General features: G+C 61.3%; 12 protein-coding genes. 6 read left to right on the forward strand and 6 right to left on the reverse strand.

Annotated features, from left to right (window positions below; all coding sequences use genetic code 11):
- Nucleotides 1–27: 27 nt before the first annotated feature.
- From U0988_RS11325 to coxB, 6 genes are all read right to left on the reverse strand, one after another.
- Nucleotides 28–849, reverse strand: a complete 822-nt coding sequence (locus tag U0988_RS11325; RefSeq protein ID WP_322292734.1) for a cytochrome c oxidase subunit 3 — start codon at nt 847–849, stop codon at nt 28–30.
- 102 nt (nt 850–951) lie between these two features.
- The gene (locus tag U0988_RS11330) at nt 952–1,524 is read right to left on the reverse strand and encodes a cytochrome c oxidase assembly protein (RefSeq protein WP_322292744.1); all 573 of its coding nucleotides are present in this window, start codon (nt 1,522–1,524) and stop codon (nt 952–954) included.
- Nucleotides 1,525–1,526: 2 nt separating this feature from the next.
- Nucleotides 1,527–1,652 (reverse strand): hypothetical protein, encoded by a 126-nt coding sequence (locus U0988_RS11335; protein ID WP_269816329.1) that lies wholly within the window; start codon nt 1,650–1,652, stop codon nt 1,527–1,529.
- Nucleotides 1,649–2,572 carry a heme o synthase gene (locus U0988_RS11340; RefSeq protein ID WP_322292735.1) on the reverse strand — a complete coding sequence of 308 codons (924 nt, stop codon included), beginning with the start codon at nt 2,570–2,572 and terminating at the stop codon, nt 1,649–1,651. The genes U0988_RS11335 and U0988_RS11340 overlap by 4 nt, the downstream gene beginning before the upstream one ends.
- Nucleotides 2,573–2,690: 118 nt before the next feature.
- The gene (gene ctaD, locus U0988_RS11345) at nt 2,691–4,397 is read right to left on the reverse strand and encodes a cytochrome c oxidase subunit I (RefSeq protein ID WP_322292736.1); all 1,707 of its coding nucleotides are present in this window, start codon (nt 4,395–4,397) and stop codon (nt 2,691–2,693) included.
- Nucleotides 4,398–4,448: 51 nt separating this feature from the next.
- Complete coding sequence (gene coxB, locus U0988_RS11350) at nt 4,449–5,486, reverse strand: cytochrome c oxidase subunit II (RefSeq protein WP_322292737.1); 1,038 nt, start codon at nt 5,484–5,486, stop codon at nt 4,449–4,451.
- A 194-nt stretch (nt 5,487–5,680) separates the two neighbouring features.
- On the opposite strand from coxB, the gene pyrE reads away from it, so the two are divergent.
- The 6 genes from pyrE to U0988_RS11380 all read left to right on the forward strand — a co-directional run.
- A complete protein-coding gene (pyrE, locus tag U0988_RS11355) occupies nt 5,681–6,259 on the forward strand; it encodes an orotate phosphoribosyltransferase (protein WP_322292738.1) in 579 nt (192 codons plus the stop codon).
- Nucleotides 6,259–6,987, forward strand: a complete 729-nt coding sequence (locus tag U0988_RS11360) for a pyridoxine 5'-phosphate synthase (RefSeq protein WP_322292739.1) — start codon at nt 6,259–6,261, stop codon at nt 6,985–6,987. The genes pyrE and U0988_RS11360 overlap by 1 nt, the downstream gene beginning before the upstream one ends.
- Before the next feature lie 10 nt (nt 6,988–6,997).
- Nucleotides 6,998–7,417 carry a holo-ACP synthase gene (gene acpS, locus U0988_RS11365; protein ID WP_322292740.1) on the forward strand — a complete coding sequence of 140 codons (420 nt, stop codon included), beginning with the start codon at nt 6,998–7,000 and terminating at the stop codon, nt 7,415–7,417.
- Nucleotides 7,414–8,334 (forward strand): signal peptidase I, encoded by a 921-nt coding sequence (lepB, locus tag U0988_RS11370; RefSeq protein ID WP_322292741.1) that lies wholly within the window; start codon nt 7,414–7,416, stop codon nt 8,332–8,334. The genes acpS and lepB overlap by 4 nt, the downstream gene beginning before the upstream one ends.
- On the forward strand, nt 8,327–9,445 hold the full coding sequence (locus tag U0988_RS11375; RefSeq protein ID WP_322292742.1) for an AI-2E family transporter: 1,119 nt from the start codon (nt 8,327–8,329) through the stop codon (nt 9,443–9,445). Before lepB ends, U0988_RS11375 begins: the two co-directional genes overlap by 8 nt.
- Nucleotides 9,435–10,293, forward strand: an 859-nt coding sequence (locus U0988_RS11380) for a DUF3089 domain-containing protein (RefSeq protein WP_322292743.1), incomplete at its 3' end; no start/stop codon positions are given. The genes U0988_RS11375 and U0988_RS11380, both read left to right, overlap by 11 nt.

Below are 10,293 nucleotides of genomic sequence, written 5' to 3' on the forward strand. Positions count from 1 at the left end.
GCGGATTTTCAGGTTCACCTGAGGCCATTAATGTATTTCAGCGCCCCAACCGCCCCAGACATAGACGACGATGAACAGGAACAGCCACACCACGTCGACGAAGTGCCAATACCATGCCGCCGCTTCGAAACCGAAATGCTGGCGCGGGGTGAAGTGGCCCTTGTAGCTGCGGACCAGGCAGACGATCAGGAAGATCGTGCCGATCAAAACGTGGAAGCCGTGAAAGCCGGTCGCCATGTAGAATGCGGAACTGTAAGTGTTGCCGCCGAAGGAAAATGGCGCGTGGCTGTATTCGTAAGCCTGGATGGCCGAAAACAGGATGCCGAGCAGGATGGTCATCCACAGCCCCTTTTTGAGACCATCGCGGTCGCCGTGGATCAGCGAATGGTGCGCCCAGGTTACCGTGGTGCCCGAACACAGCAGAATCAGCGTGTTGAGCAGCGGCAGATCGAACGGATCCATGACGGCTTCGATCGCCTTGGGTGGCCACTGGCCGCCAATCACCTCGGAAATAGTGCTTGGGAACAGCGAGAAATCGAACCAGCTCCAGAACCATCCGACGAAGAACATGACCTCCGAAGCGATGAACAGGATCATCCCGTAACGCAGGTGCAATTGCACAACCGGTGTGTGGTGGCCTTCTTCTGCTTCCTTCACAATGTTGGAAAACCAGCTGAAGAAACTGGCGATCAGGCCCGCGATACCCAGACCGAGCACGAGATGGGCATTGGCCAGTTCATGCATGAACAGCACCATCCCGCTGGTAAATGTCAGCGCCGAGATCGACGCAACCAGCGGCCAGATGTCGGGTGGCAGAATGTGGTAACTGTGGTTTACTTTGCCAGCCATGAATCTCTTATCCTGTCAGAGCGGTTCGGGTTGCCCATAATAGGCGATGTTTATCAGGTCCAGTGCCGCGCACGACTATCCGGAAAAATGCTCGGCATCGGTTTATGACGCAGGTTCGATCGCCTTGTGGAAAGTGTAGCTGAGGGTGATCTGCTGCACATCCTTCGCATTCTCGTCGTCTAAAATGGCCGGATCGACGAAATACAGCACCGGCATGCGCACTTCCTCGCCCGGCTGCAGGGTCTGTTCGGTGAAGCAGAAACACTGGATCTTGTTGAAATATCTGCCCGTCTGTTCGGGTTCGACATTGAAGGTGGCCGTGGCGGTGATCGGCACATCGCTATTGTTTCGCGCGGTGTAGAAAGCGATATCGCGCACCCCGATACGGATGGTATCGGTCGCCAGTTCCGGCTTGAAGGTCCATGGCACATCGTGCGCGGTGTTTCCGTCGAAACGAATGGATATCTGCTTTGCACCGGCGGCGGCGGCAACGCGTTCGGCGGCGCCGGCTTCCTGAGCGGTTGCCCGCTGCGTTGTGCCGCCAAATCCGGTCACCTGGCAGAACAGCTGGTACAGCGGAACCGCGGCATAGCCGAGGCCCAGCATCGCCAGCGCGCCCATGAAGGCGGTCAGGCCGACACGGGTATTCTTGTTGGTGATCGCACTACTGTTCATCATCAGTCACCCATGCGGACAATCGTAATGGCATAAAACAACACCGCAAAGAACACCAGCAAGCCGCCAAGTACCCAGTTGCGGCTCTTCTGTCGGCGGCGGAATTCCGCGAGTTCTTCGGGCGTCATGGCACAATTCCCTGATAGGCGGCCACCCGGTCGACCACCAGCGCGGCGAACAGGGCGAACAGATAAAGGATGCTGAAGGCGAACAGCCGTTTTTCCGGCTTCATCGCGTCGCCATCTTCGGAAATGCGCGTGGCCACGGGCACCGAAAGCGCGAGGAAGGCCAGCGACAGGGCGATTGCTATGATCCCGTAGATCGCTCCCGTTCCGCCGATGAACCATGGCGCAGCCGCAACCGGCACCAGCAGCACCGAATAGACCAGTATCTGCCGGCGGGTCGATGCCTGCCCGCGCACCACCGGCATCATCGGAATGCCGACCTTGGCATAATCGCTCTTGATGAACAGCGCGAGAGCCCAGAAATGCGGCGGGGTCCACATGAAGATAATCGCGAACAACAGCACCGGCATCACGGTTATGTCGCCGGTCACCGCGACCCAGCCGATCATCGGGGGAAACGCCCCGGCGGCACCGCCAATAACGATGTTCTGCGGGGTACGCGGCTTCAGCCAGATCGTATAGATGATCGCGTAATAAAGGATCGAAACCAGCAGGATCGACGCAGCCAGCCAGCCCACAGCAAGGCCCATGATGCACACCGAGACGACCGACAGCGCAATTCCGAAATCGCGCGCGTTGACCGGATCCATCCGCCCGGCGGGTATCGGCCGCTGTGCGGTGCGCTTCATCCCGGCATCGAGATCGCTTTCCAGCCACTGATTGAGCGCTCCTGCCCCGCCAGCACCCAGCGCAATGCACAGGATCGCGGTAAAGCCGATCACCGGATTGATCGATCCGGGCGCTGCCAGCAGACCGCACAGGCCGGTAAAGATCACCAGGCTCATCACGCGCGGCTTGGTCAGCGCGTAAAAGTCGCGCCAATCGGTGGGCAGCGCCGGGTTCGAGACGGGTGCAGCGGTCATCTGTGTCGCAGCCTCGCGGCTTTACTCCTCGGTCGGTCCGAAAGATGGGGGCGCACCGTATCCGGCACACCCCCACCCCGGTTTTCTGCTGCCGCCCTGTTGCCGGGCGGCCACGCCGTCAGGTCGTTACCGGACGGTGATCGTGGTAATCGTGATGGTCCTCGATCACCGGCAGCGTTTCGAACTGGTGATAGGGTGGCGGGCTGGACAGGGTCCATTCCAGCGTCGTCGCCCCTTCGCCCCAGGGATTGTCGCCCGCCTTCTTGCCCGCCATGAATGCATAGGCGACGTTGACGAAGAAGATCCCCATCGACGCGGCCATGATGTAATAGCCGTAGGACGAAACATTGTTCCAATAGGCAAACGCTTCCGGATAATCGGGGATCCGGCGCGGCATTCCGTCCATTCCCAGGAAGTGCTGCGGGAAGAAGATGATGTTCACCCCGATAAAGAACACCCAGAAATGCAGATGCGCGAGGAATTCGCTGTGCATCTTGCCGCTCATCTTGGGGAACCAGTAGTAGAAGCCCGCAAACAGGCTGAATACCGCGCCCATCGACAGCACATAGTGGAAATGCGCGACCACGTAATAGGTATCGTGCAGCACATCGTCCACGCCGCCATTGGCGAGGACGACGCCGGTCACACCGCCTACGGTGAACAGGAAGATGAAGCCCATCGACCAGACCAGCGGCGATTTGAATTCCAGGCTGCCGCCCCACATGGTGGCGATCCAGCTGAAGATCTTCACGCCCGTAGGCACTGCGATCACCATGGTGGCCGCGGTGAAATACATCTTCGTGTTCACGTCCAGACCCGAGGTGTACATGTGGTGCGCCCATACGACGAACCCGACCAGCCCGATCGCGACCATCGCGTAGGCCATGCCGAGATAGCCGAACACCGGCTTGCGGCTGAAAGTCGCCACGATCTGGCTGATCATGCCGAAGCCCGGCAGGATCATGATATACACTTCGGGATGGCCGAAGAACCAGAACAGATGCTGATACAGCACCGGATCGCCGCCGCCGGCGGGATCGAAGAAGGTGGTGCCGAAATTACGGTCTGTCAGCAGCATGGTGATCGCCGCCGCCAGAACCGGCAGCGCCAGCAGCAGCAGGAACGCGGTGACCAGCACCGACCACACGAACAGCGGCATCTTGTGGAGGGTCATCCCCGGCGCGCGCATGTTGAAGATCGTGGTGATGAAGTTGATCGCGCCCATGATCGACGCGGCACCCGCAAGATGGAGCGAGAAAATCGCGAAATCGACCGCCGGACCGGTACTGCCCGTGGTCGAGAGCGGCGCATAGGCGGTCCAGCCGATGCCTGCGCCCATCCCGGTGCCGCCGGGAACGAAGGTGGAGAGCATCAGGCTGGTGAAACCGGCAACGGTCAGCCAGAACGAGATGTTGTTCATCCGCGGAAACGCCATGTCCGGCGCGCCGATCATCAGCGGCACGAACCAGTTGCCGAAACCCCCGATCATCGCGGGCATGACCATGAAGAACACCATGATCAGGCCATGCGCGGTAATCAGCACGTTCCACATGTGGAGATTGGCATCGAAGCTGGCTTCGCCGCCCATCAGGCTGACCCAATATCCCAGATACTGAATGCCCGGATCCGCCAGTTCCATCCGCATGATGCCGGAAATGAATCCGCCGATGATGCCCGCACAGATCGCAAAGACCAGATACAGCGTACCGATGTCTTTGTGGTTGGTGGACATGAACCAGCGGGCAAAGAACGCCGGCTTGTGATCGGCGTCATGATGGCCGTGATCTTCGGTGTGAGCCTGGAACTGATCGGCGGTGGTAGCCATGGTGTGCCTCTTAACCTTCAAATAATCGTCTGACGAACGCTATCGCCTGTATCAGCTTACGGTTGCTTCCGGAGCGGCTTCACCCGGCGCTGCGGCAGCGGGGGCCGCGGTTTCTTCAACCGGATCGCCGACCACTGTGCCGCCCTGTTCGCGGACCCATGCTTCCCATTCGGCGCGGGGCAGAGCCTCTACCGCGATCGGCATGTAGCCATGGCGCGCGCCGCACAGTTCCGAACACTGGCCGTAATAGATGCCGGGTTCCTTGATCGTCAGAAGCCGTTCGTTGAGCCGTCCGGGGACCGCATCGAGTTTGAACCACAGCGACGGTACGGCGAAGGCGTGAATGACGTCCGATGCAGTGGTCTGCAAGCGGATCGGCGTGTTTGCCGGCACCACCATGCGGTTGTCCACCGCCAGCAGCGCAGGCTCGCCATTGGCAATCGCGTCTTCGTTCGACAGCATGTTAGAGACAACTTCGAAGCCGCCATTGTCGGGATAGGAATAGCCCCAATACCACTGGTATCCGGTCGCCTTGATGGTGACCGCATCGGCAGGAGGGGTTTCATATTGCCGCGCCAGCAGCGTGATCGAGGGAACCGCAATAACCACCAGGATGAGTACCGGGATCACCGTCCACACCACTTCGATAAAGGTGTTGTGCGTGGTTTTCGATGCAACCTTGTTCGCGCGGCGGTTGAAGCGGACGACAACCCACAGCAGCAGCCCCAGAACGAACAGGCTGATCACGGTGATGACCGGCAGGAGAATCGCGTCATGCATCCACAGCGCGAACTCGCCATCGTCGGTGTACTGATTCTGGAAAGTCATCCCCATGTCGACCGGCTGACCCTTGATCATATCCGTGCCGAGCGGCTGGTAGGCCCCAGCGGCAGGAGCAGATTCTGCCGTCAAACCATCCGCGGGAACGGCTTCGATTGCCGGTGCCGATGCGGCAGGAGGCAAGGGTGCCGTAACGTCCGCCGCAGCCTCTTGCGCCATAGCCGCCTGCGGCGACATCGCCAGCGCGGCGGCCGCAGCAAGAGTGGTAACCAATGTCAGAGCCCGCTTGGACCAAGTACCGAAATTCATCAAACCGACGCTTTCCGCTAGAATTTCAACCGACTGGAATAGCCATTCTCGGGCCCAGGGGGGACCGGTATGGTGCGCCCTATACGCATGCTTGCCCCCACCCTCAAGCGCTTCTAGGAGAAATTTCCGCAACAGCGGTTGCTTGGAACAGAACGAAGCGCAAGTGCGCGCCCAACAATGGCAAGACAGAAACTATGACCGAAGAAGACGTTCTTTCCGAATTCCGGGCCAGCGGGGCCTTGTTGGAGGGGCATTTCAAACTTTCGTCCGGTCGCCACAGCGCGCATTACCTGCAGTGCGCCCGGGTGCTGATGGACCCGATGCGCGCCGGGCGGCTCGCAAGCGCCATCGCGGCGGCGATGCCGCGGGAACTTCGCGGAGAAATCGACAAGGTCGTTTCACCGGCGATGGGCGGGATAATCATTGGTCATGAAATGGGCCGCGCCCTGGGCAGGGAAGCGGTCTTCCTCGAACGTCCCGGCGGCACCTTCGAACTGCGCCGCGGTTTCGATCTGAAGCCGGGCGAGAAGGTTCTCCTTGTCGAAGACGTCGTGACCACCGGCCTGTCCTCGAAAGAGGCGATGGCTGCGGTGGCCGAGGCTGGCGGCGAAGTCGTCGCGCTGGCTGCGCTGGTCGACCGGACCGGAGGTACTGTGCAATTCGACGTGTCGTTTCATCCGCTCGTGCAGATCAGCTTCCCGACCTACGCCGAAGATGAACTGCCCGCAGAACTGGCGGCGATCCCGCTGAGCAAGCCGGGGAGCCGGAAATAATGGCGACCCGCCTGCGCCTCGGGGTCAATATCGATCACGTAGCCACGATCCGCAACGCCCGCGGCGGGGACCATCCCGATCCGGTGCGCGCAGCAGAAATCGTGGCAGCCGTGGGCGGCGACGGGATTACCGCCCATCTGCGCGAAGACCGGCGGCATATCCGCGACGAGGATCTGCGGCGCATCCAGGCCGCAACCGACCTGCCGCTCAATCTTGAAATGGCGGCAACGGAGGAAATGCTCCGCATTGCGCTGCGGCACAAGCCGCACGCCGCCTGCATAGTTCCGGAAAACCGGGAGGAACGCACGACCGAGGGCGGGCTTGATGCCGCCGGACTGCACAACCGGCTGGCGCCACTGGTTACGCGGCTGGTCGATGCGGGCATTCGCGTGAGCCTGTTCATCGAAGCCGATCCCCGTCAGCTGGAGGCCGCAATGCGGCTGGGAGCCCAGGTCGTCGAGTTTCACACCGGTGAATACGCGCATGCCGAAGGCGCGAAGCGGGAGGCGGAACTGCGCCGGATTTACGACATGGCCGCGCTGGCGGTCAAAAATGGGATCGAGCCCCATGCCGGTCACGGACTGACCTATGACAATGTCCAGCCAATCGCCGCCATTCCGCAATTGGCAGAACTCAACATCGGCCATTATCTGGTTGGCGAGGCGGTGTTCGTCGGCCTCGAAGCTGCCGTGCGCCGGATGCGCGAATTGATGGACGACGCCCGATGAAAGGTCCGCGATGATCATCGGTCTCGGCAGCGACCTGTGCAGTATCGAGCGGATCCAGGCCGTCCTCGACCGCCACGGCGAGCGGTTCGAGAACCGCAGCTTCACGGCAATCGAGCGCGCCAAGGCGGCAAGGCGGCCGTTCACCCGCGCCGGCACCTACGCCAAGCGGTTCGCCGCCAAGGAGGCCTTTTCCAAGGCGGTCGGCACGGGCTTTTTCCGCGGGGTCTATATGAAGGACATCGGCGTGGTGAATGCGCCGTCGGGTGCGCCCACGCTGGCTTTGACCAATGGCGCGGCAAAGCGGCTTGCGGAACTGACGCCGGCGGGCCATGAAGCAGTCATTCATCTGACCCTAACGGACGACCATCCATGGGCACAAGCCTTCGTGATTATCGAAGCGGTTCCCCTTATGAATTCAGGCACATCATGAACACCAGTAACGATGCATTGGTAACAGAATTGAAAAACAACAGCGTGCAGAGCGGCGGCAAGGATAGCGAAAAGGTGAACTGGCTGGCCGAGCTACGCGGCCTGGCCTTGATGCTGCTGGCGGTGCTGATGTTCCACACCTTCGTGGCCAAGCCGTTCTACATCCCCTCCCCCAGCATGATGCCGAGCCTGCTGGAGGGGGACCGGCTGGTGGTGAGCAAATATCCTTACGGCTGGTCGTGGGTTTCCGCGTCGTTCCACCTATTGCCGCGCAGCGAGACAAGAATCTGGCCGGCAACGCCCGAATACGGCGACATCGTGGTTCCCGTGCCTCCGCATCATGACGTCGACTACATCAAGCGCGTGGTCGGTCTGCCGGGCGACCGGCTGGCCGTGATCGATGGACAGATCATCCTGAACGGGGTGCCGGTGCCGCAAGCGGTCGAACCGGCAATCCGGATCCCGATCGATCCGAACAACACCTGCGACGAATTTTCCTATCCCGGCATGGCAGTTACGCTGCAATCGGGCGAGCAGGTCTGCGAGATGCCGACCTACCGCGAAACGCTGCCCAATGGCGCGACCTATCTGATCATCGATCACCGGGATCAGATGCTGGACAATTATCCGGAAATCACCATCCCCGAAGGTCATGTTTTCCTGATGGGCGACAACCGGGATCATTCGTCGGACAGCCGCGCCGATGCCTCGCCCGCCGGCGCGCCGATACCGACCGGTCTCGGCGGCCCGGTTCCGCTCGAAAACATCGGCGGCCGGGCGGAATTCATAACCTTCTCGCTGGACGGGACCACGACCTGGAATCCGATCAGCTGGTGGACCTCGCTTCGCGGCGACCGTGCGTGGACCACGCTGCGGCCGGCCAAGGTGAGAATTGCAGGGGAAGCCGCCGATGAATGATCCGGAAGCAACTGGCAGCGACGCTGGAGTCACCCCGTCTGGCTCGGCTCACATGAGCTCCAGTCCGGCGATGATCTCCGACTACCAACTCCAGTTCGAGGCCAAGCGCGCCTTCGTCTGGACCGCAGTAGTCGGGCTGGTCATTCTTGCAGTCTATATCTCGCAATCGCTGCTGGTCATTTTCGGCGCAATGGTGTTCGCTTCGATGATCGACGGGGGCGCTCGGCTGCTAGGCCGTGCGCTCAAGATCGGCCGGATGTGGCGCGTCGGTATTGTCCTGCTGCTGACGCTGGCTTTCTTCTACTGGCTGGCCACCTATGCCGGTTCGCAAATCTCGCGCGAGGCAGCGCAATTCCCGCAAATTATCGAAGCCCAGGTCAGCCAGGCTATTTCCTGGCTGGAAGGACAGGGCTTTGCCATCAACCAGGGCGACTTGCAGAACCTGGCGGGCAATCTGATGAGCGGGGTCGGCACTGTCACCCGCGCAATCGGCGGCATATTCGGCGGGCTGACCACCTTGCTGCTGATCGGCATCATCGGGATTTACTTCGCCATGGAGCCCGATCTGTACGAACGCGGCGTGGCGTGGATGCTGCCCAACCACAAGCGATCCGATTTCTACATCACCGCGTCCAAGATGGGCGCTGCCATGCGCCGGCTGATGGCCGGACGGCTGGTGGGCATGGTGTTCGAAGGGCTGTTCACCTGGGCGCTGCTGTCGTTCTACGGGGTGCCGATGGCTGCATTGCTGGGGATTTTGACCGGCCTGCTGGCCTTCATTCCCAATCTCGGCGCGCTGATTTCGGGCGTCCTGATGGTCCTTGTCGGTTTTTCGGGCGGAACCGACATGGGCCTCTACACGATCTTCGTGTATTTTCTCGTCCAGACGTTTGACGGCTATGTGATAATCCCGCTGATCGCCAAGAAGACCGTCGATCTGGCCCCGGCACTGGTCCTTGCGGCGCAGTTGGTCATGGGTATCCTGTTCGGCGTGCTCGGCCTGTTCCTGGCCGATCCGATGATGGCGATGATCAAGGTTTTCCTGGAACGACGCTCGGAACAGAACGACCAGCAACTGGAACAGGAGGCAGAACAGGCCCATGGCACGTAAATTCCTGTATTTCGTCGCCGGTATCGCGATTCTGGTGATCGCGGGCGGCTTCGTGCTGAGCATCTGGTCAACCGAACTGACCCGGCTGGCGATGGTGCCGCGCGCGGAATTCGTGGAGCAGAAGCCACTCGACCGGAACGCCTATCTCGATCCGGATATGTGGTATTCGCGCCCGGGCATCGGCACTGGCGATCCCTCGCGCTGGCAGCCCGCGACGGCCGGGGTGGAACGGACCCCGCCGCCCGCCAGCGGTCCGGGCCAGGGCTTTGCCGTGTTCTTCGTCCACCCCACGAGCTTCATCGACCGCAGCCAGTGGAATGCACCGCTGGACGACGCGGAATCGCAACGCATTGCGCGAGTGTACCTTCGCGGCATGGCCAGTCCGTTCAACCAGGCGAGCGAGATCTGGGCTCCGAAATACCGTCAGGCGACATTCGGCGCCTTCCTGACCGATTCGCCCGAGGCCAAGGCCGCGCTCAAGGCTGCCTATTCCGATGTCCGGCAGGCCTTTGCCGTCTTTACTGCCAGCGTCGATCCGAACACTCCGATCGTGCTGGCTGGTCATAGCCAGGGCGCGCTGCACCTGCTGCAGTTGCTGCGGGAAGAAGTTGCCGGGACCCCGCTCGCGCCGCGCGTTGCCGCAATCTACGCCATCGGCTGGCCGATTTCGGTCGCGCATGATCTTCCCGCGCTCGGCTTCCCCGCTTGCGCCACGGCCGCCCAGCCGGGCTGCATCATGAGCTGGTCCAGCTTTGCTGAACCAGCCGACCCTTCGCCGCTGCTCGAGAGCTACGGCGCTTCGACCGGCTTTGACGGAACCCTGCGCGGCGACAGTCCGATCCTGTGCA

Origin of the sequence: Allopontixanthobacter sp. (genome assembly GCF_034376665.1) — a bacterium.
Lineage (GTDB): Bacteria > Pseudomonadota > Alphaproteobacteria > Sphingomonadales > Sphingomonadaceae > Allopontixanthobacter.

Coding starts and splice junctions, on each gene's coding strand:
- ctaD (WP_322292736.1), bottom strand. CDS start 4,397: ATGGCTACCACCGCCGATCAGTTCCAGGCTCACACCGAAGATCACGGC.
- U0988_RS11330 (WP_322292744.1), bottom strand. CDS start 1,524: ATGAACAGTAGTGCGATCACCAACAAGAATACCCGTGTCGGCCTGACC.
- coxB (WP_322292737.1), bottom strand. CDS start 5,486: ATGAATTTCGGTACTTGGTCCAAGCGGGCTCTGACATTGGTTACCACT.
- U0988_RS11325 (WP_322292734.1), bottom strand. CDS start 849: ATGGCTGGCAAAGTAAACCACAGTTACCACATTCTGCCACCCGACATC.
- lepB (WP_322292741.1), top strand. CDS start 7,414: ATGAACACCAGTAACGATGCATTGGTAACAGAATTGAAAAACAACAGC.
- U0988_RS11335 (WP_269816329.1), bottom strand. CDS start 1,652: ATGACGCCCGAAGAACTCGCGGAATTCCGCCGCCGACAGAAGAGCCGC.
- U0988_RS11375 (WP_322292742.1), top strand. CDS start 8,327: ATGAATGATCCGGAAGCAACTGGCAGCGACGCTGGAGTCACCCCGTCT.
- U0988_RS11340 (WP_322292735.1), bottom strand. CDS start 2,572: ATGACCGCTGCACCCGTCTCGAACCCGGCGCTGCCCACCGATTGGCGC.
- U0988_RS11360 (WP_322292739.1), top strand. CDS start 6,259: ATGGCGACCCGCCTGCGCCTCGGGGTCAATATCGATCACGTAGCCACG.
- pyrE (WP_322292738.1), top strand. CDS start 5,681: ATGACCGAAGAAGACGTTCTTTCCGAATTCCGGGCCAGCGGGGCCTTG.
- acpS (WP_322292740.1), top strand. CDS start 6,998: ATGATCATCGGTCTCGGCAGCGACCTGTGCAGTATCGAGCGGATCCAG.